Origin of the sequence: Stenotrophomonas africana, from assembly GCF_013004645.1 — a bacterium.
Classification (GTDB): Bacteria; Pseudomonadota; Gammaproteobacteria; order Xanthomonadales; family Xanthomonadaceae; genus Stenotrophomonas; species Stenotrophomonas africana.
The window spans coordinates 68,729-89,376 of sequence record NZ_JABEME010000011.1 but is presented as its reverse complement, the minus strand read 5'-3'; the positions used below and the strand labels follow the sequence as shown (position 1 = coordinate 89,376).

Below are 20,648 nucleotides of genomic sequence, written 5' to 3'. Positions count from 1 at the left end.
CTGGAATTACAGCAGCTTGCTGGATGCGATCTGCATCGCCAGCTTCGCGATCGAGGGCTCCATCAGGTCGGTCAGCGGCTTGGGGTAGATGCCCAGGGCCAGCACGCCGGCGGCAAACACGCCCAGCACCAGCCATTCGCGACCGTTGATGTCCTTCAGTTCGGCAACGTGGCTGTTGGCCACTTCGCCGAAGAAGATGCGCTTGTACAGCCACAGGGTGTAGGCGGCGCCGATGATCAGGGTGGTGGCCGCGCCCAAGGCGATCCACGGATTACGCTGGAAGGCCGCGAGGATGACCATGAACTCGCCGACGAAACCGCTGGTGCCCGGCAGGCCGGCATTGGCCATGAAGAACAGCATGGCGAAGGTCGCAAACCAGGGCATCACGTTGACCACGCCGCCGTAATCGGCGATGCGGCGGCTGTGCATGCGGTCGTACAGCACGCCGACGCTGGAGAACATCGCGCCGGACACGAAGCCGTGCGAGATCATCTGCACCATGGCGCCCTGCAAGCCCAGGCGGGCGGCATCGGCGTTGCCGGCTTCACGCACCAGCCACAGCGCGATGAAGGTGCCGAGGGTGACGAAACCCATGTGTGCGATCGACGAATAGGCGATCAGCTTCTTCATGTCGTCCTGCACCAGGGCGACCAGGCCGACGTAGATCACGGCGATCAGCGACAGCGCGATCACCAGCCAGGCCCATTCCTGCGACGCGTCCGGGACGATCGGCAGATTGAAGCGCAGGAAGCCGTAGCCACCGATCTTCAGGGCGATGGCGGCCAGGATCACCGAACCGGCGGTCGGCGCTTCCACGTGGGCGTCCGGCAGCCAGGTGTGGACCGGGAACATCGGCACCTTGACCGCGAAGGCGATCAGGAACGCGAAGAAGATCCAGGTCTGCTCCTTGGCCGACAGCGGCAGCGCGTACAGGTCAGCCAGCTGGAAGCTGCCGCCCTTCATGTACAGGTAGATCAGTGCCACCAGCATCAGCACCGAGCCGAGGAAGGTGTACAGGAAGAACTTCAGCGCGGCGTAGATGCGGCGCGGGCCACCCCAGACACCGATGATCAGGAACATCGGGATCAGCATCGCCTCGAAGAACACGTAGAACAGCATCGCGTCCGTGGCCGAGAAGATACCGACCGTGACGCCTTCCAGGATCAGGAAGGCGGCCACGTACTGGTTGACGCGCTTGTCGATGGCGCTCCAGGCGCCGATCAGGGCAAGCACGCTGACCAGGGTGGTCAGCAGGATCAGCGCCACGGCGATGCCGTCCACGCCCAGGTTGTAGCCGATCTTGTACGCCGGGATCCAGGCATGGGTCTCGACGAACTGCAGACCGTCGATGCCCGCGTTGTAGCCGCTCAGCAGCGAGAGGCTCGCCACGAACGTCAGCACCGCTACGCCCAGGGACGCCCAGCGGGCGGTCTGCGCATCACGGATCGCAAGGATCAGGGCGCCACCGATGATCGGCAGCCAGATGAGGACACTGAGTAGAGGCCAGTTCGACACGTCTTCTTATTCCGTACAGGTCATCAACGCAGGTAATGCATCAGCACGCCCAGAAGGGCAATCAGGCCGATGATCATCGCGAAGGCGTAGTGATAGAGGAAACCGGATTGGGTACGACGCAGCACGCCGGCTGCGACGTCCACAACACGTGCCGAAAGATTGACCACGCCGTCGACGATGTTGCTGTCGATCCAGCGTGCGACCTTGCCCAGCTTGACGCTGCCACCGGCAAAGCCATCGATCCACAGCTTGTCGAAGCCGTACTTGTTTTCCAGCACCGACACCAGCGGGGCGAAGGTCTTGCGCGCCTTGCCCGACAGGTCCGGCTTCCACAGGTAGAACAGCGCAGCCAGCAGGAAGCCCGCCAGGGTCAGCCAGAACGGCGGCAGCATCATGCCGTGCAGCGCGAACGCCACCGGCCCGTGGAACTCTTCGCCCAGGAAGGCAACGGTGTTCTTGGCCGGATCGTAGAAGTCGACGATGCCGGTAAAGAACGTGTTGACCTGGCCCTTGATCGCCGCGTGGGCGTGGTGGCCAGCCCAGTCGGTGCCGTGCAGCATCGGACCAATGCTGAAGAAACCGATGGCGATCGAAGGGATGGCCAGCAGGATCAGCGGCAGGGTCACCACCCACGGGGTTTCATGCGGCTCATGCGGACCGTGGCCATGGCCGTGGTCGTCATGGGCATCGCCGTGGTGGGCGTCAGCGGCGTGGTGATCGTCATGGCCATGGCCGTGATCATCATGCGCGTCGCGGAAGCGCTCCTTGCCGTGGAAGGTCAGGAACAGCAGGCGGAAGCTGTAGAAGCTGGTCACCAGCACGCCACCCAGCACGGCCCAGTAGCCATAGGTGGCCACCCAGCTGTTCTGCATGTGCGCGTGGATCTCGGCGGCCTCGATGATGGTGTCCTTCGAGTAGAAGCCGGAGAAGAACGGCGTACCGACCAGTGCCAGCGTACCGATCCACATGGTGACGAAGGTGATCGGCATGTACTTGCGCAGGCCGCCCATCTTGCGCATGTCCTGCTCGTGGTGCATCGCGATGATGACCGAACCGGCACCCAGGAACAGCAGCGCCTTGAAGAAGGCGTGGGTCATCAGGTGGAACACGGCCGCCGAATAGGCCGACACACCCAGCGCCACGGTCATGTAGCCCAGCTGCGACAGCGTGGAGTACGCAACGACGCGCTTGATGTCGTTCTGCACGATGCCGATCAGGCCGGTGAAGAACGCGGTGGTGGCACCGATGAACAGGATGAAGTTCAGCGCGGTCTGCGACAGCTCGAACAGCGGCGACATGCGGGTGACCATGAAGATGCCGGCGGTCACCATCGTCGCGGCGTGGATCAGCGCCGAGATCGGGGTCGGGCCTTCCATCGAATCCGGCAGCCACACGTGCAGCGGAACCTGGGCCGACTTGCCCATGGCACCGATGAACAGGCAGATGCAGATGACCGTGGCGATCGACCAGATCACCGGCTCGTTCAGCAGCTGCATGCCCAGGATCGTGCCGTCCCAGATCTGCAGCTGGGCACGCGGGTCCGCCAGCATGCCGGCCTGCGAGAACACCTGCGAGTAGTCCAGGGTGCCGAACACCCACAACACGCCGGCGATACCCAGCAGGAAGCCGAAGTCACCGACGCGGTTGACCAGGAACGCCTTCATGTTGGCGAAGATCGCGGTCGGGCGCTTGAACCAGAAGCCGATCAGCAGGTACGACACCAGGCCCACCGCTTCCCAGCCGAAGAACAGCTGCAGGAAGTTGTTGCTCATCACCAGGGTGAGCATCGAGAAGGTGAACAGCGAGATGTAGCTGAAGAACCGCTGGTAGCCCGGATCGTCCTGCATGTAGCCGATCGTGTAGATGTGGACCAGCAGCGACACGAAGGTCACCACCACCATCATCATCGCGGTCAGCTTGTCGACCATGAAGCCGACGTGGGCCGAGTACTGGCCGACTTCGAAGAACGTGTAGATGTTCTGGTTGAACGGCTGCGCGCCGCCCCAGAGCAGCTGGTAGAGCGTGTACATCGACAGGCCGCAGGCAACCGCAACGCCGAGGATGGTGATGGTCTGCGCGCCGAAGCGCTTGACCTGGCGACCGAACAGGCCGGCGATGATGCTGCCGAACAGCGGTGCAAGCACCACTGCGATCAACAGACTCTTGGAGAGAGTGATTTCCATCTGTGGATCAGCCCTTCAACGAATCGACTTCGCCGACATTGATCGTGCGGCGGGTACGGAACAGGGTCACCAGGATCGCCAGGCCGATGGCGGCTTCCGCGGCGGCGACGGTCAGGATGAAGAACACGAACAGCTGGCCGGACGGATCGCCCAGCTGACGCGAGAACGCGACGAAATTGACGTTCACCGACAGCAGCATCAGCTCGATCGACATCAGCAGGACGATGACGTTCTTCCGGTTGAGGAAGATGCCGGCCAGGCTGATGGCGAACAGCACCGCGCCCAGCGCAAGCATGTGGCCAAGGGTAATCACGGCTGGGTCTCCTCGCCGGCGGCCGGCTTGCTGTTGCTGTGCACGACCGGTGCCTCGGCGCCCATCTTGACCATGCGCAGACGCTGGCCGGCCTTGACCATGGTCTGCTCGCCCGGGTTCTGGCTCTTCACGCCGGTGCGGCGACGCAGGGTCAGCATCACGGCGGCAACCACGGCCACGGTCAGGATGACCGCAGCGAACTCGAACGGCAGCAGGTATTCGGTGAACAGCGTGCGGGCCAGCCAGGTGACGTTGGAGCTGTCGGCGGCGAGCGCGGCGGCGTTGTCGGCCGGGAACGGGGTAACCGCCCTGCCCTTCACGCCGATCAGGATCAGCATCTGCACCAGCATGGCCACCGCAACGATCAGGCCGACCGGCAGGTAGCGCACCCAACCCTCACGCATCTTGGTGGGGTCGATGTCCAGCATCATCACCACGAACAGGAACAGCACCATCACCGCGCCCACATACACCAGCACCAGTGCCACACCGAGGAACTCGGCGCCGACCAGCAGCCAGACGCAGGCGATGGAGAAGAAGGTCAGCACCAGGCAGAGCACGGCGTGAACCGGGTTGCGCACGCTGATCACCGCACCGGCCGAAACCGTTGCCGCGATGGCGAACACCCAGAAAGCGATATTTACCCAATCCATCTCTCGACCTCAGCGGTAAGCGGCATCGGCGGCGCGACGCTCGGCGATCTCGGACTCGAGACGGTCGCCCAGGGCCAGCAGCTGCGGCTTGGTAACGATGTTTTCGCCACGATTCTCGAAGTGGTACTCGAGGATGTGGGTTTCGACGATCGAGTCCACCGGGCAGCTTTCTTCACAGAAGCCGCAGAAGATGCACTTGAACAGGTCGATGTCATAGCGCGTGGTACGGCGGGTGCCGTCTTCGCGCTTGGCCGAGTCGATGGTGATGGCCAATGCAGGGCACACCGCTTCGCACAGCTTGCAGGCGATGCAGCGCTCTTCACCGTTGGGGTACCGGCGCAGGGCGTGCAGGCCACGGAAGCGCGGCGACTGCGGGAACTTCTCCATCGGGTACATCATCGTGTACTTGGGCTTGAAGCTGTATTTCAGCGTCAGCCAAAGGCCGCCCAGCAGTTCGAGCAGCAGCAGGCTCTTGAAGTAATGGGTAATCCTGTTCATCACTTAGACGCCCTTTTGAATCACGCCGAAGAACACCATGACGGCGGTAACCGCGATCCACAGAATGGCCAGCGGAATGAAGACCTTCCAGCCCAGGCGCATGATCTGGTCATAGCGGAAGCGCGGGAAGCTGGCACGGAACCAGATGTAGGCACTGGCGAAGAAGAACACCTTGACGAACAGCCACGGTGCACCGCCCTTCCAGATCCAATCGACCAGCGGCGAGACGTCGCCGAAGTTGACCCAGCCCTGGACCGGGCTCAGCCAGCCGCCGAGGAAGAAGATCGAGATCAGGAAGCTGATCAGGATCATGTTCGCGTATTCGGCCAAGAAGAACAGCGCGAACGCACCGCCGGAGTACTCGACCATGTGGCCGGCGACGATTTCCGATTCGCCTTCCACCACGTCGAACGGCGCGCGGTTGGTTTCAGCCACGCCCGACACCCAGTAGATGACGAACAGCGGGAACAGCGGCAGCAGGAACCAGTCGAAGAAACCGGAATTGCCGGCCTGCGCCATCACGATGTTGCTCAGGTTCAGGCTGCCCGACGCGATCATCACGCCCACCAGGGCGAAGCCCATCGCGATTTCGTAGCTGATCATCTGCGCCGAAGCGCGCATGGCACCCAGGAACGCGTACTTCGAGTTCGACGCCCAACCGGCCAGGATGATGCCGTAGATGCCCAGCGAGGTCATCGCCAGCAGGTACAGCAGGCCAGCGTTGGCATTGGACAGCACAATCTGCGAATCGAAGGGGACCACCGACCAGGCCGCGAAGGCCGGCGCCAGGGTGATCAGCGGCGCCAGCAGGTAGATCGCCTTGTTGGCGCTGCTCGGCTGGACCACTTCCTTGAACAGCAGTTTGAAGACGTCGGCAAAGGCCTGGAAGATGCCCATGCCCACGTACATCGGGCCGTGGCGGACGTGCATCCAGCCGATCAGCTTGCGTTCCCAGACCACATAGAAGGCCACCGAGATGATCACCGGAACGGTGATCACCAGGATCTTCAGGATGATCCAGATCAGCGCGCCGATGTCACCGAGGCCAAGCAGCCACTGGTGCAGCGGGTCGACCGCGTTCAACAGCAATTCGTTCATGCAGCCACCACCGTTACGCGAGCGGCACCCAGCGGCGCGGTCGCGCCGTGGCCCGATTCAATCCAGACCGAGCCCGCAGCGACGCGGGCGTCGATCACCACCGGCAGGGTGGCCTTGCCGGCATCAGTGCCGACCTTGGCCATCTGCCCTTCCTGCAGCTGCAGGCGAGCGGCATCTTCAGCGTTCAGCACGATGCGCGGGGCGTTGTTGAGCGGATGCGACTGCAGCGCCGGCGCACGACGGACCACCGCGTCGGTGCGGTAGATCGCAGCGGTCGAAGCCACTTCCAGGCCTTCGCCGGCAACCACCGGCTGCGCCGAAGCGGCAACGGTGACCGACACCGGGGCCAGGCTGGCACGCAGGCCGGCCAGGTCGGTGAAGTCGAAACCGGCCAGCGCCATGTCGCCGCCCAGGGCGCGCAGCACGCGCCAGCCTTCACGGGCCTCGCCCGGCAGCTTGCCGCCGGCACGGGCCGACTGCTCGCGACCATCGAGGTTGGTCAGGGTGGCATCGATTTCCGGCAGCGCACCGATCGGCAGGATCACGTCGGCAACATCACGGGTGGAGACGCAGGCGAACTGGCTGAAGGCCACCACCTTGGCGCCGACCAGCGCCTTGCGCGCGGCGGGCGCGTCGGCGAAGTCCAGGCCCGGCTCCAGGCCGTACACCACGTAGGCCTGGCGCGGCTGCGCCAGCATTGCGGCGACGTCCTTGCCGGCCGGCAGCACGCCGGCGCGGGCCAGGCCCACGGCGTTGGCGCCCTGCGGGATGCGGCACAGCTTGGCACCGGTGGCGGCAGCGAACTCACGCGCGGCGGCGCGGATCGCGGCAGCCTGCGGGTGGTTTTCGGCGATGCCACCAACGATCAGCACGGTGTTGTTGCCGCCCTGCACGGCCGAACGCAGCTCGGCGTTGGCCAGCGCGTCGACGAACTTCGACGGCGCGACGATCTGCTTGCCGGCGATGCTGAAGGCGAAGTCGAAGTCCACCGGGTTGACGACGTGGATCTTCGCGCCGTTGGTGGTCTGCGCCTTGCGCAGGCGGGCGTGCAGCAGCGGCAGTTCGTGGCGGATGTTGCTGCCCAGAACCACGATGCGGTCGGCGCCTTCGATCTCGGCCAGCGGCAGGCCGAATACTTCGGCGGTTGCGGCGTCGGAGAAATCGCGGTTGTTGATGCGGTGGTCGATGTTGCTCGAGCCCAGGCCCTTGGCCAGGCGGGCCAGCAGCGCGCCTTCCTCGTTCGAGGTGGACGGATGCACCAGCACGCCCAGGTTGTCGCCCTGGTTGGCCTTGAGGATCTCGGCGGCCGCCGCCAGGCCTTCGGCCCAGCTCACTTCCTTCCACTCGCCATTGACCTTGCGCAGCGGCTTGACCGCACGGTCTTCGCTGTACAGGCCCTGGTGCGAGTAGCGGTCACGGTCGGACAGCCAGCACTCGTTCACCGCTTCGTTGTCGCGCGGCACGGTACGCAGCACTTCGCCGCGACGCACGTGCAGGAACAGGTTCGAACCCATCGCGTCGTGGTAGCCCAGCGATTCGCGCGCGGTCAGCTCCCACGGGCGGGCACGGAACTGGAACACCTTGTTGGTCAGCGCGCCGACCGGGCAGACGTCGACGACGTTGCCGGACAGCTCGGTGGTCAGCGGCTTGCCGTCGAAGGTGCCGATCTGCAGGTTCTCACCGCGGTACATGCCACCCAGTTCATAGGTACCGGCAACATCGGCGGTGAAGCGGACGCAGCGGGTGCACTGGATGCAGCGGGTCATCTCGGTGGCGACCAGCGGGCCCATGTCCTCGTCCGGCACCACACGCTTGCGCTCGTTGAAGCGGCTGACCGAACGGCCATAGCCCAGCGACACGTCCTGCAGCTCGCACTCGCCGCCCTGATCGCAGATCGGGCAGTCCAGTGGGTGGTTGATGAGCAGGAACTCCATCACCGAGCGCTGGAACTTCAGTGCCTTCTCGCTGCGGGTGGCGACCTTCATGCCATCCATCACCGGAGTGGCGCAGGCTGGCGCCGGCTTCGGCGACTTTTCCACGTCCACCAGGCACATACGGCAGTTGGCGGCGATCGGCAGCTTCTCGTGGTAGCAGAAACGCGGAATCGAGATGCCGGCCTTGTCGGCCGCCTGGATGATCATCGAACCCTTGGGCACGACCAGAGACTTGCCATCGATTTCGATGGTCACGTGATCCGGTGGCACGTTCGGGTTTACGGGTTGCGCGCTCATGCGGCGGCTGCCTCCACCTTCTTGCCGTCAACCATCGAATGACCGTTGACGATGTAGTACTCGAATTCGTCCCAGAACTGGCGCAGGAAGCCCTGGATGGGCCATGCAGCCGCTTCACCGAACGCACAGATGGTGTGGCCTTCGATCTGGCCGGCCACCGCCTTCAGCTGGTGCAGGTCTTCCATCGTGGCCTTGCCGGCGACGATGCGCTCCAGCACGCGGTGCATCCAGCCGGTACCTTCACGGCACGGCGTGCACTGGCCGCAGGATTCCTTGTGGAAGAACTGGCTGATGCGGCAGGCGAACTTGACGCAGCACACGCTGTCGTCGAGCACCACGATCGCACCCGAACCCAGGCCGGAGCCCAGTGCACGGATGGTGTCGTAGTCCATCGGCAGGTCCTCCAGCTCGGCCGCGGTCAGCACCGGCATCGACACGCCGCCCGGGATCGCGCCCTTCAGCGTGCGGCCCGGACGCAGGCCACCGGCCATTTCCAGCAGGTCGTGGAATTTGGTGCCGAGCGGCACTTCGAAGTTGCCGCCATTCTGCACGCAGCCGGACACCGAGAAGCACTTCGGACCGCCGTTGGCGGTCAGGCTCAGGCCCTTGAACCACTCCGGGCCGTTGCGGATGATCGCCGGCACCGAACCGTAGGTTTCGGTGTTGTTGATCGTCGACGGCTTGCCGTACAGGCCAAAGTTGGCCGGGAACGGCGGCTTGTAGCGCGGCTGGCCCTTCTTGCCTTCCAGCGATTCCATCAGCGCGGTTTCTTCGCCGCAGATGTACGCGCCGGCGCCCAGCGCACCGTAGATGTCGATGTCCACGCCCGAGCCCATCACGTTCTTGCCCAGCCAGCCGTTTGCATAGGCATCGGCCAGGGCCTGCTCGAAGTGCTCGAACGGCTCGTGGTGGAACTCACCGCGCAGGTAGTTGTAACCCACGGTCGAACCGGTGGCGTAGCAGGCGATCGCCATGCCTTCCACCACCGAATGCGGGTTGTAGCGCAGGATGTCGCGATCCTTGCAGGTGCCCGGCTCGGATTCGTCAGAATTGCAGAGGATGTACTTCTGCATGTTGCCCTTGGGCATGAAGGACCACTTCAGGCCGGTCGGGAAGCCGGCGCCACCGCGGCCGCGCAGGCCCGAGGCCTTGACCATCTCGATGACCTGCTCCGGCGGGATCTTCTCTTCGAGGATCTTGCGCAGGGCGGCGTAGCCACCGGTCTTCAGGTAGCTTTCGTACGACCACGGAGTGTCGTAATGCAGGGTGGTGTAGACCACCTGGTGCGGCAGCGGCGCCGGGCCGACCGGCCCCTTGGATTCGTGGTGATGTGCCATGCCCTTACTCCAGCCCGTCCAGCAGCTCGTCGACCTTTTCCAGGGTCAGACGCTCATGGTAGTGACCGTTGATGACCATCATCGGCGCGCCGCCACAACCGGCCAGGCACTCTTCCTCGCGCTTGAGGTAGACGCGGCCGTCCGGGGTCGATTCACCGTGCTTGATGCCCAGCTTCTTCTCGCAATGGCGGACGATGTCCTCGGCGCCATTGAGCCAGCAGCTGATGTTGGTGCAGATGGCCACGTTGTTGCGGCCCACCTTCTCGGTCTCGAACATCGAGTAGAAGCTGGCGACCTCGTAGGCCCACACCGGCGGCAGATCAAGGTACTTGGCCACGCCGGCGATCAGCTCGTCGGTCAGCCAACCCTCGTTCTGCTCCTGGGCCGCATGCAGGCCCTGCAGCACGGCAGAGCGCTTGCGGTCCGGCGGGAACTTGGACAGCCAGTGATCGATGTGAGCGCGGGTCTTGTCGCTCAGCACCACCATCGGGTCGACGTCGCGCGCCGCCTCGAAATTACCTGTCGCCTTCATCGGCCGACCTCAGCGAAATGCATAACGTGAAATTCCAGAAACTGCGGCGCCGGCTTGCGCCGGCTGCCTGCAGCGGGCGTTGGCGTGGCGGACGGCATTACCGGTCAACCTCGCCGAACACCAGGTCGTAGGTACCGATCATCGCCACCACGTCGGCCAGCATGTGGCCGCGCACGATCGAATCGATCGAGGACAGGTGGGCGAAGCCCGGTGCGCGCAGGTGCACGCGGAAGGGCTTGTTGGCGCCATCGGAGACCAGATAGCAGCCGAACTCGCCCTTGGGCGCTTCCACGGCCGCATAGGTTTCGCCGGCCGGCACGCAATAGCCTTCGCTGAACAGCTTGAAGTGGTGGATCAGCGCTTCCATGTCGTCCTTCATGTCCTCGCGCTTGGGCGGAGCGACCTTGAAGTTCTTGACCATGACCGGGCCGGGGTTGGCCTTCAGCCATGCCACACACTGCTTGATGATGCGGTTGGACTCGCGCATTTCGGCAACGCGGACCAGGTAGCGGTCGTAGCAGTCGCCTTCCTTGCCCAGCGGGATGTCGAAATCGACGGCATCGTACTTGGCGTACGGGCGCTTCTTGCGCAGGTCCCAGGCAACGCCCGAGCCACGCAGCATCACGCCGGTCATGCCCCACTGGTGGGCCAGTTCCGGCGTCACCACGCCGATGCCGACGGTACGCTGCTTCCAGATACGGTTGTCGGTCAGCAGGGTTTCGTATTCGTCAACGCGACCCGGGAATTCGTTGGTGAAGTTCTCCAGGAAGTCCAGCAGCGAGCCTTCACGCGAAGCATTGAGCTGCTTCAGCGCCTTGCCCTTGTGCCAGCGCGATTCCTTGTACTTCGGCATGTGGTCCGGCAGGTCGCGGTAGACACCGCCCGGACGGTAGTACGCCGCGTGCATGCGTGCGCCGGAGACTGCTTCATAGCAGTCCATCAGCTCTTCGCGCTCGCGGAAGGCGTACAGCATCACCGCCATCGCACCCAGGTCGAGCGCGTTGGAGCCCAGCCACATCAGGTGGTTGAGGATACGGGTGATTTCGTCGTACATGGTGCGGATGTACTGCGCACGCTCCGGCGCCTCGATGCCCATCAGGGTCTCGATCGCGCGCACGTAGGCGTGCTCGTTGCACATCATCGACACGTAGTCCAGGCGATCCATGTAACCGATCGACTGGTTGAACGGCTTGGACTCGGCCAGCTTTTCGGTACCACGGTGCAGCAGACCCACGTGCGGGTCGGCGCGCATGATGGTTTCGCCGTCCATTTCCAGGATCAGGCGCAGCACACCGTGCGCGGCCGGATGCTGCGGGCCGAAGTTCATGGTGTAGTTGCGGATTTCCTGCCGGCTTTCGGCGGCGTTGCTGGCGAATGCTTCGCCGGCCTGGTGTACGTGGCTCACTTCACTGCCTCCTGCGCGCGCTCACCTTCTGCGGTCTGCAGACGGGCGTCGTCGCGGATCACGCGCGGCACGCCGACACGCGGCTCCACCGAGGTGACCGGTTCGTAGATCACGCGCTTCTTTTCTTCGTCGTAGCGGACTTCGACATTGCCGATCAGCGGGAAGTCCTTGCGGAACGGATGGCCGACGAAACCGTAGTCGGTCAGGATCCGGCGCAGGTCCGGGTGGCCTTCGAAGATCACGCCGTACAGGTCGAACGCTTCGCGCTCGAACCAGTTCAGGCCCGGCCAGATGCTGGTCAGCGAGGACACCACCGGCAGCGCTTCGTCAGGGGCGAAGCAGCGCAGGTGCATCATCAGGTTGTGCTGGTAAGAACGCAGCTGGGCGACCACGGCGAAACGCTGGGTCGGCATGTGCTGCGGGCGGGCACCGGCGGCGCCGTTTTCCTCGGTGGGGAACTCGCCCCACGCGAAACGGCCCTGGGCCTTGCCTTCGACACCACGGCTGAAGCCCTGCGAGGACACGTCGGCGGTGTCCCATTCGTCGGAGCCATAACCAAGGTAGTCGACGCCGCAGAGATCCACGGCCTGCTCGAAACCAAACTCGTCACGCAGCGCCAGGGCGGTGGCGTGCCACTCGGCGGCAGGCACTTCCAGCGTCACTTCGCCGCGGGGTTCGACCACGATGACCTTCGCACCTGCGAAACGTGCGGAGAGTCGGTCGATGAAGGATGCTTGCTCTGCCATGGGGGCTTGGCGCGCTCTTGTCAGGTGAAGGGGTCAGCGGGCGATGGTCTGTGTACGCCAGATCTTCTTCTGCAGCTGCAGGATCCCGTACACCAGCGCCTCGGCGGTCGGCGGGCAGCCCGGGACGTAGACGTCCACCGGCACCACGCGATCACAGCCGCGCACCACAGAATAGGAGTAGTGGTAATAGCCGCCACCGTTGGCGCAGCTACCCATCGAGATGACCCACTTCGGGTCCGGCATCTGGTCGTAGACCTTGCGCAGCGCCGGGGCCATCTTGTTGACCAGGGTGCCGGCCACGATCATCACGTCGGACTGACGCGGCGACGGGCGGAACACCACGCCGTAGCGGTCAAGGTCCAGGCGCGCGGCGCCGGCGTGCATCATCTCGACCGCGCAGCAGGCCAGACCGAAGGTCATCGGCCACATCGAGCCGGTGCGCGCCCAGTTCAGCAGTGCATCGACGCTGGTGGTGACGAAGCCCTTTTCCAGCAGCGGGTTGTCGCCTTCCGGCCGCAGGATGTCATCAACCCGGCCTTCCGGCGTAGGGTTGTTCATGAGGCCATCGAGAGTCTGAATCACTCCCATTCCAGCGCTCCCTTCTTCCAGACGTAAATGAAACCGAGGAACAGCATGCCGACGAACAGGCCCATGGTGATGAGCGAACGGGCACCCAGCTCCATGAAGACCTGGGTCCACGGCACGATGAAGATGATTTCCAGGTCGAAGACGATGAACTGGATCGCGATCAGGTAATAGCGCACGTCGAACTTCATGCGCGCGTCTTCGAAGGCCTCGAAGCCGCACTCGTACGGCGACAGCTTTTCCAGATCGGGGCGGCGGGGACCGAGGAATCGACCAACCAGCATCAGCGTAATGCCGATACCGGTGGCAACGATCAGAAACAGCAGAGACGGCAAATATTCGGCCAGCACAGCGATTCTCTCTTGCCTCTGCCGCTGCGCCTGCAGGCGCTTTGGCATGGGGGAGTGGACGGGAATCTGCCTGGCGCCTTGCGCGCCAGACGAACCCGCTTTACTTACAAATGGTGCCCAAGAGGGGACTCGAACCCCTACGACTTGCGTCGCTACCACCTCAAGGTAGTGCGTCTACCAATTCCGCCACCTGGGCAAACGATCACATCAGACTATCTTCCCGATGCGCCGCGTATTGTAACCGGCTTCAGTCTTTCTGGGAGCCTTCCGAAGGCTTTTCTTCACCAGAAACCGAAGATTCCGCCTTAGCCGGCACATTCGCGGCCGGAACCGGGGCGGCCGGGACCGCATCGGCCTTCGGAACGGCCGGCAGTTCGCCCGCCGGGGCCGCCGGAGCAGTCGCCGCCGGGGCGGACATCAGGCCCAGATCCTGGTCGGCCGCCGGACGGGTGCCATGACCGGCATACCAGGCCATGAAGAGGCTGATGCCAAAGAACACGACGGCCAGCCACTTGGTCGACTTGGACAGGAAGTTCGAGGCGCCGCGCGCACCGAACACCGTGCCCGAGGCACCGGCACCAAAGCCCGAACCCGCCGCCGCACCCGAGCCACGCTGCATCAGGATCAGCGCGATCATGGCCACAGCGACCAGCACGTAGACGACATTGAGGATCAACATCAGCATTGGAAACCGCCCTCGGACAGAACTTCTAGGATTAGTTCGCGGCCGCCGCCCGTGCGATGGCCAGGAAGTCCGCGGCCACCAGGGAGGCGCCGCCGACCAGCCCACCATCGACATCCGGCTGCGCGAACAGTTCCCCGGCATTGTCGGGCTTCACGCTACCGCCGTAAACAATGGGCAGTGAATCAGCGATTCTAGCATCGATACGCGCGACTTCGCCACGGATGAACGCGTGCACCTGCTGTGCCTGCTCCTTTGTAGCGGTACGGCCGGTACCGATGGCCCAGACCGGCTCGTAGGCGACCACGGCCTTGGCGAAGCCGGCTGCACCGACCCGCTCCAGCACCGGCGCCAGCTGGCTGGCGATGACCGCTTCGGTCTGCCCGGCCTCGCGCTGTTCCAGGGTCTCGCCCACGCACAGCACCGGCACCAGACCGGCGTGCTGGGCGGCGGCGAACTTGCGCGCGACCAGTTCACTGCTTTCATGGTGGTACTGGCGGCGCTCGGAATGGCCGACCAGGCCATAGCGGGCCCCGACCTCGACCAGCATGGCCGCGCAGACCTCGCCGGTATAGGCACCCTTCTCGTTGCTGCTTACGTCCTGCGCGCCAAAGGCCAGGCCGGTCTCGCCGAAGTCCTCGACCAGCTCACCCAGGTACGGCAGCGGCGGCAGGATCACCACGTCCACGCCGTCCAGCGGCAGCCCAGCGGCGACCTGCCCCAGCAGTTCATTGGCGAATTGACGGCTGCCATGCAGCTTCCAGTTTCCGGCGACGATCTTGCGGCGCATGAGCGGGTGGCTCCTGTGTGAAGTCAGCCGGTCATGATACCTGTTGCGGCAAAAATCCGTTTCCTTGTAAGCGGTTACATGGATTTTCAGCCAACGGCGCAGCCCCTCGTGGCGGGGGTTGGGTTGGGTTGGTCGCGGAGAGCCCGGCTAGATCTGGGGCTCGGCCGGGCGGGTGGGACTGCGCAGGGGGCGCTGCAAGTACGTCCATGTAAGCTCGATCGCCGCATCCATGCGGCTCACGCCCCTGCGCAGCCCCACCCGCCCGGCCTCTGACACAGTCCGGCGGTTCCGCCCGCCACGGAAAGAAAAAAGAAGAGCAAGAGCAAAGGCAAAAGCTGCATTCCGGGTTGATGCTGGCTGGACCAACCCTCTACCCCCACTTCGATCTGACAGATCTCATCCACGCATGGCGTGGATCTACCGTGTCGACCAAGGTCGACACCCACCAACCGTCACCGGGAAACTGTCGAAGGCGGGGAGGTGTCGGATGGCGGGGTGTCCGCGGCATGGATGCCGCGGCCAAGCCCCCAGGGATGGGTTTACGGCGTCCCCGCCATCCGACACCTCCCCACCTCTCCACGGAACACCCCAGAGCCGCTTTGGCTTTGGCTTTGGCTTCGGCCTCTGCGGGTGCAGGGTGCAACCCTGCAAAGAAAAAGGCCGCCTTTCGGCGGCCTTCTCACTCATTACTTCAGCTTGATCTCGCGCAGGCGTTCCTCGAGGAAGCCGTGGGCGGTGATCGGCTCCGGATAGCGGCTCGGGTTCTCCGGGGTGATGCAGGACGGCAGCACGTCGATCAGGAAGTCCGGGTTCGGATGCAGGAAGAACGGCACCGAGTAGCGCGGCTGGCGCGCCAGTTCACCCGGAGGATTGACGACGCGATGGATCGTCGACGGATACACGTGGTTGGTCAGGCGCTGCAGCATGTCGCCGATGTTGACCACGATCGTGTCCGCGTCTGACGTAAACGGCACCCACTCGCCTTCATGCGACTGCACTTCGAGGCCCGCGGCACTGGCGCCGACCAGCAGAGTGATGAAGTTGATATCGCCATGGGCACCGGCACGCACGTTCGGGATGTCGTCGGTGGTGATCGGCGGGTAGTGGATCGGGCGCAGGATCGAATTGCCGAAGTTGGTCTTGTCGGCGAAGAAGTCCTGCGGCAGGCCGATGTGCAGGGCCAGCGCCGACAGCACGCGCGAACCCAGGTTGTCCAGCGCCTGGTACAGCCCGTAACCGCGCTCACGGAAGCCCTCGACCTCGGTCGGCCACAGGTTCGGCGCCATCACCTCGCGGTACTTGGAGTCATCGGCGATTTCACGGCCGATGTGCCAGAACTCCTTCAGGTCGAAATGCTTGGAGCCCTTGGCGGTCTCCACCCCGAACGGGGTGTAGCCGCGGGCGCCGCCGCTGCCGGCCACGTGGTACTTGCGCTTGACCTCTTCCGGCAGGGCGAAGAAGGCCTTGAAGGCATCGTAGGCCGCGTCGATGTCGGCCTGCGGGATGCCGTGGTTGCGGATGCCCGCGAATCCCCATTGGCGGTAGGCCGCGCCCAGCTCGGCCACGAAGGCCTCGCGGTCGCTGTCGAAACGGGTGATGTCGAGGGTGGGGATCTGGCTCACAGCGGTTCCTGGCTTGTCGTTGGGTCTGGGGGGCCTGCGCATTCATGGCCCGCCTGAACATTGTGACAGATCGTCCGGCGAACGCGACTCGATGCAACGAAACAAACCGATACAATGCGCGACCCGCGCACATTTAACGAATCCTTACGTTGCTGCCGCGCCGCCCTTCCGCGCCGTCTCAACCCGCCCGCATCATGCCCATAGCTCCAGCCCCCATCGCCACCTCCCCCGCACGCCCTGCCCGCCTCTGGCGCAGGCTCGCATGGTGGTCGCTGTTCGTCATGGGCAATGTACTTCTGGCGACGATGATCACCCTCGGCAACGTGCCGCTGCGTGACAACCCGGGCGGCAGCCAGGGCCTGGCCTATCTGGCAGTCGCCCTGCCCGGCCACCTGCTCGCCTTCGGTGCACTGGCCGGTGTGCTGCCGCTGCTGCTGGGCCTGTGGCAGCGCAGTGCGCGCACGCTGAGCATCAGCGCGGTGTTGCTGCAGGGCCTGTGGCTCTGCCTGCTGCTGGTCGATGCCAAGATCTTCACCCTGTACCGCTTCCACCTCAATGCCATGGTCGTGAACATGGTGTTCGGCGGCGCGCTGCAGGACCAGGTCGCGTTGTCGTGGAAGACCTGGGTGCAGGTCGGCCTGCTGGTCGCGGCGATCTTCACTGCCGAAGGCATCCTGGCCTGGGCCTGCTGGAAACTGCTGCCTGCCGCGCCGCGCCGGCACCGGGTACTGCAGGCCTGGACGGCGGCCGTCCTGCTGATGGCCGGCGGTCAGGTGGCCACCGCCTACTACGACGCGCGCGGCGACCGTGACGTGATCGCCCAGTGGAACTACCTGCCCTGGGCCCAGCCGATCACCGCCAAGAGCTTCATGCGCAAGCTGGGCGTGGTCAGCGAGCAGCAGGTCGGCCTGCCCGATCCGCGCCATGCGCAGCTGCTGTATCCGCTGCAGCCGCTGCGCTGCCAGAATCCGCAACGGCCCAACGTGCTGATGGTGGTGCTGGAATCACTGCGCCACGACGCCCTCACTCCGCAGATCATGCCGAACACCTCGGCGCTGACGGCTTCCGCTCGTGTCTACGACCGCCATTTCAGCACCGGCAACGCCACCCGCTATGGCCTGTTCGGCCTGCTCTACGGCCTGCCGGGCGGCTACTGGCAAAGCATGCTTGACGAGCAGCGCGGCTCGCAGCTGTTCAAGGTACTGGGCCAGCAGGGTTACGACCTGCATCTGTACGGCAGTGCGCCGATGTACAGCCCCGAATTCGACCGCACTGCGTTCGCCGATGTTCGCGACCAGCTGCACCAGGGGCCTGCCCAGCTGGGTTCTGAAGGACGCGACCGCAGCATCGTCGACGCGCTGCGGAAAGACATCCGGACCAGCCAGGCCGCGCACAGGCCGTGGTTCGGCTTCGTCTTCCTCGATTCTACCCATGCGCCCTACCACATGCCCCCGGGTTACCCGCCGCTGGCGACCCCGATGGCCAGTGAAATCGACTTCCTGAAGTTCGGCCCGGACCACGACCCGACCCCGGAACGGAACAGGTATCGGACCGCCGTGCACTACGCCGACAGCCTGGTCGGCACGCTGCTGGACGACCTGCGCGCGCAGGGGCTGGACCAGGACACGATCGTGCTGGTCACCGGCGACCATGCCGAGGAATTCAACGACCTCAAGCTGAACTACTGGGGCCACAACGGCAACTTCTCCGACTACCAACTGCAGGTGCCGTTCGTCCTGCACTGGCCTGGCAAGGGCAATGCCCATGAAACGCGCGTCAGTTCGCACGAGGACTGGGTACCTACCCTGATGCGCCACGCACTGGGCTGTGAGAACGCGCTGACCGATTTCAGTACCGGCCAGGACCTGCTGGCCGAACCTGCGGGCGAGCGCGCGCTGGTGGTGGAAAGCTGGTCGCAACGCGCCGTCCGCCACGGCAACGCCATCTACGTGTTCGACAAGTTCGGCAACGCGACCTCGCTGGACCTGCACTATCGCCCACTGCCGCAGCAGGCCCCGGATGCCGCCGCCGTCCGTACCGCATGGGAAGCGCTGACCCGCTTCCGCAACCGCTGACCCTCAAGGATCGATCCTGCATGAACCGTCCGCTGCGCATCCTGCACACCGAAGCCGCCAAGGGAATGGGTGGGCAGGAGATCTACATCTTCCGCCACATGCAGGTGATGCGCGCGCGCGGCCACGAGGTGGCGCTGCTGTGCCAGCCCGAAGCGCGATTGGCCCAGCTGGCACGCGATGATGGTTTCACCGTGCATACCCTGCGCATGGGTGGCCTGCTGCGCCTGTTGCGCGGTATCTGGTCGGTCTCGCGCCTGGTGCGCCGCGAACGCTATGACGTGGTCAACACCACCAGCCGCCGTGACGCGCTGATCGCCGCCGCCGGCGCACGCCTGGGCGGCACGCCGCTGGTGGTGCGCTCGCGCCACCTGATGAGCCCGGTCAACTCGCTGCTGACCTATACCGGCCTGCCGCACCGGGTGCTGACCGTCAGCAGCTTCGTCAAGCAGTTGCTGGCCGAGCGCGGCATTCCGGCCGAATACATCGGCATCGTACCGCCCATCGCGGTCCCGCCGCGCTGGAGCGAGATCCGCAAGGACGATCCCTGGCAAGGCCTGCAGGAGGTGCGCGCGGAAGTGCGCGCCGAGCTTGGCTTCGGCGAACAGGACATCGTGGTCGGTTGCGTGGCGGTGCTGCGCGAACCCAAGGGCCATGCCGACCTGCTGCAGGCGATGGTGCCGCTGTGCAAGACGCACCCGAACCTGCACCTGGTGGTGGTCGGCGATGGCCAGCCGGTCATGGATCGGCTGCAGGCGCTGCGCGACGAGCACGGACTGCAGCAGCAGGTCCATCTGCTCGGCTACCGCGATGGCGCATGCCGGCTTATGGCCGGCTTCGACATCTTCGCGCTGGCTTCGCACAAGGAAGCGGCCGGTACCGTCTTCCTGGAGGCCGCCTATGTCGGGGTGCCGATCGTGGCCACACGCGTAGGCGGCGTGCCGGAGATGGTGGTGGATGGCAGCAATGCGATCCTCACCCGGCTGGGCGACAATGCTGCCCTGACAGGCGCCCTGCGCCTGCTGGTGGACGATCCGGAACGGCGGCGGCAGATGGGCCGCGCCGGCTGGGACTGGATGCGCAGCGCGCACCGGTTCACTCCCGACGGCCACGGTGAGACCACCGAACACTATTACCACCAGTGGCTGAAGGAGCTGGGACATGGCTGATGCCCGAACCGTACCGGTGCTGATGCACCACCACGTCAGTCCGTCGCCGGGCATGATCACCGTGTCGCCGGAGAATTTCGAGAGCCAGATCGCATGGTTGGCCGGCAACGGCTGGACCTCGCTGACACTGGACCAGTACGCCGGTTTCCTGGCCGGCAAGCCGGTGCCGCGCAAGTCGATCGTGATCACCTTCGACGATGGCTACCTGGACAACTGGGTGTATGCGCACCCGATCCTGCAGAAGTACGGCATGCACGCGGTGGTGTTCGTGGTCACCGGCTGGATGGGCGAAGGCCCGGAGCGGCCCCACGCCGGGCTTGCCGGGGCAACGTTGCCTGCCACGCCGGACCATCGCGGCTGCGAAGCGGCGATCTACGAGCAGAACCGCAGCGACGACGTGATGATGCGCTGGAGTGAAGCGCGCGCGGCCATCGCCGCCGGCACCTTCGAAGTGCATTGCCACACCCATACCCACACCCGTTGGCTGCGCCGCAACGACCTGGACCGCGCACAGCGCCGTGCCGGCCTGAGCCACGATCTGGCAGTCTCACGCGAAGTCCTGCAGGACAAGCTCGGCGAGGTGTCCGATACGCTGTGCTGGCCCTACGGCGATTTCGACCAGGACCACATCGAGGTGGCACGCGAGCACGGCTTCCGCTACCTGCACACCACCCACCCGTTCGGCCGCAACGTGGTGGGCGGCGATCCGGAACGCATCTACCGCTTCGCGATCCGCAACCGCCCGGCGAGCTGGTTGCGCAAGCGCATAGCCCAGAGCTACAACCCCCTGATCGCGCCACTGTTCAATGGTTTCAAAGCGCGCCAGAAGAAGATGGTACCAGGGCCGTAGGCACGACCAGGCCCGGC

General features: G+C 64.8%; 19 protein-coding genes and 1 tRNA gene. 3 read left to right on the top strand and 17 right to left on the bottom strand.

The genetic code is table 11. The annotated features are described in order from the left end of the window. Nucleotides 1–6 precede the first annotated feature (6 nt). The 17 genes from HLA98_RS17325 to HLA98_RS17245 form a co-directional block, all read right to left on the bottom strand. Nucleotides 7–1,515, bottom strand: coding sequence for an NADH-quinone oxidoreductase subunit M (locus HLA98_RS17325; protein ID WP_049443681.1), 1,509 nt, complete (start codon nt 1,513–1,515; stop codon nt 7–9). Nucleotides 1,516–1,538: 23 nt separating this feature from the next. Continuing rightward, complete coding sequence (gene nuoL / locus HLA98_RS17320; RefSeq protein ID WP_057499474.1) at nt 1,539–3,698, bottom strand: NADH-quinone oxidoreductase subunit L; 2,160 nt, start codon at nt 3,696–3,698, stop codon at nt 1,539–1,541. Between the two features lie 7 nt (nt 3,699–3,705). Next, a complete protein-coding gene (gene nuoK, locus HLA98_RS17315) occupies nt 3,706–4,011 on the bottom strand; it encodes an NADH-quinone oxidoreductase subunit NuoK (protein WP_006381125.1) in 306 nt (101 codons plus the stop codon). After that, entirely contained in the window at nt 4,008–4,664 is a 657-nt protein-coding gene (locus HLA98_RS17310) for an NADH-quinone oxidoreductase subunit J (protein ID WP_049437083.1), read from the bottom strand. Before HLA98_RS17310 ends, nuoK begins: the two co-directional genes overlap by 4 nt. Before the next feature lie 9 nt (nt 4,665–4,673). Then, on the bottom strand, nt 4,674–5,162 hold the full coding sequence (gene nuoI, locus HLA98_RS17305; RefSeq protein ID WP_006381128.1) for an NADH-quinone oxidoreductase subunit NuoI: 489 nt from the start codon (nt 5,160–5,162) through the stop codon (nt 4,674–4,676). A gap of 3 nt (nt 5,163–5,165) precedes the next feature. Then, nucleotides 5,166–6,260, bottom strand: coding sequence for an NADH-quinone oxidoreductase subunit NuoH (gene nuoH, locus HLA98_RS17300; protein ID WP_057499473.1), 1,095 nt, complete (start codon nt 6,258–6,260; stop codon nt 5,166–5,168). Then, nucleotides 6,257–8,491, bottom strand: a complete 2,235-nt coding sequence (gene nuoG / locus HLA98_RS17295; protein WP_057499472.1) for an NADH-quinone oxidoreductase subunit NuoG — start codon at nt 8,489–8,491, stop codon at nt 6,257–6,259. The genes nuoH and nuoG overlap by 4 nt, the downstream gene beginning before the upstream one ends. Then, the gene (gene nuoF / locus HLA98_RS17290; protein ID WP_057499471.1) at nt 8,488–9,828 is read right to left on the bottom strand and encodes an NADH-quinone oxidoreductase subunit NuoF; all 1,341 of its coding nucleotides are present in this window, start codon (nt 9,826–9,828) and stop codon (nt 8,488–8,490) included. The genes nuoG and nuoF overlap by 4 nt, the downstream gene beginning before the upstream one ends. A gap of 4 nt (nt 9,829–9,832) precedes the next feature. Beyond that, on the bottom strand, nt 9,833–10,360 hold the full coding sequence (nuoE, locus tag HLA98_RS17285; RefSeq protein WP_006381132.1) for an NADH-quinone oxidoreductase subunit NuoE: 528 nt from the start codon (nt 10,358–10,360) through the stop codon (nt 9,833–9,835). Between the two features lie 97 nt (nt 10,361–10,457). Beyond that, nucleotides 10,458–11,765 carry an NADH-quinone oxidoreductase subunit D gene (locus HLA98_RS17280; protein WP_057499470.1) on the bottom strand — a complete coding sequence of 436 codons (1,308 nt, stop codon included), beginning with the start codon at nt 11,763–11,765 and terminating at the stop codon, nt 10,458–10,460. Next, nucleotides 11,762–12,511 (bottom strand): NADH-quinone oxidoreductase subunit C, encoded by a 750-nt coding sequence (locus tag HLA98_RS17275; protein WP_057499469.1) that lies wholly within the window; start codon nt 12,509–12,511, stop codon nt 11,762–11,764. The genes HLA98_RS17280 and HLA98_RS17275 overlap by 4 nt, the downstream gene beginning before the upstream one ends. Nucleotides 12,512–12,544: 33 nt before the next feature. After that, complete coding sequence (locus HLA98_RS17270) at nt 12,545–13,099, bottom strand: NuoB/complex I 20 kDa subunit family protein (protein WP_005410463.1); 555 nt, start codon at nt 13,097–13,099, stop codon at nt 12,545–12,547. Continuing rightward, entirely contained in the window at nt 13,090–13,446 is a 357-nt protein-coding gene (locus tag HLA98_RS17265; protein WP_008265012.1) for an NADH-quinone oxidoreductase subunit A, read from the bottom strand. The genes HLA98_RS17270 and HLA98_RS17265 overlap by 10 nt, the downstream gene beginning before the upstream one ends. A 111-nt stretch (nt 13,447–13,557) precedes the next feature. Beyond that, nucleotides 13,558–13,642, bottom strand: a tRNA-Leu gene (locus HLA98_RS17260). Nucleotides 13,643–13,693: 51 nt separating this feature from the next. Next, on the bottom strand, nt 13,694–14,131 hold the full coding sequence (gene secG, locus HLA98_RS17255) for a preprotein translocase subunit SecG (protein ID WP_014037951.1): 438 nt from the start codon (nt 14,129–14,131) through the stop codon (nt 13,694–13,696). Between the two features lie 31 nt (nt 14,132–14,162). Beyond that, a complete protein-coding gene (gene tpiA / locus HLA98_RS17250) occupies nt 14,163–14,918 on the bottom strand; it encodes a triose-phosphate isomerase (protein WP_057499468.1) in 756 nt (251 codons plus the stop codon). A 686-nt stretch (nt 14,919–15,604) separates the two neighbouring features. Next, on the bottom strand, nt 15,605–16,582 hold the full coding sequence (locus tag HLA98_RS17245) for an isopenicillin N synthase family dioxygenase (protein WP_057499841.1): 978 nt from the start codon (nt 16,580–16,582) through the stop codon (nt 15,605–15,607). Between the two features lie 152 nt (nt 16,583–16,734). Here HLA98_RS17245 and HLA98_RS17240 point away from each other — a divergent pair, with 152 nt between their 5' ends. The 3 genes from HLA98_RS17240 to HLA98_RS17230 are packed head-to-tail and all read left to right on the top strand — an operon-like array spanning nt 16,735 to nt 20,631. Continuing rightward, the gene (locus HLA98_RS17240; protein ID WP_057501247.1) at nt 16,735–18,615 is read left to right on the top strand and encodes a DUF3413 domain-containing protein; all 1,881 of its coding nucleotides are present in this window, start codon (nt 16,735–16,737) and stop codon (nt 18,613–18,615) included. Nucleotides 18,616–18,635: 20 nt separating this feature from the next. After that, on the top strand, nt 18,636–19,781 hold the full coding sequence (locus HLA98_RS17235; RefSeq protein WP_049447682.1) for a glycosyltransferase family 4 protein: 1,146 nt from the start codon (nt 18,636–18,638) through the stop codon (nt 19,779–19,781). Then, entirely contained in the window at nt 19,774–20,631 is an 858-nt protein-coding gene (locus tag HLA98_RS17230) for a polysaccharide deacetylase family protein (RefSeq protein ID WP_049447683.1), read from the top strand. Before HLA98_RS17235 ends, HLA98_RS17230 begins: the two co-directional genes overlap by 8 nt. Nucleotides 20,632–20,648: the final 17 nt, after the last annotated feature.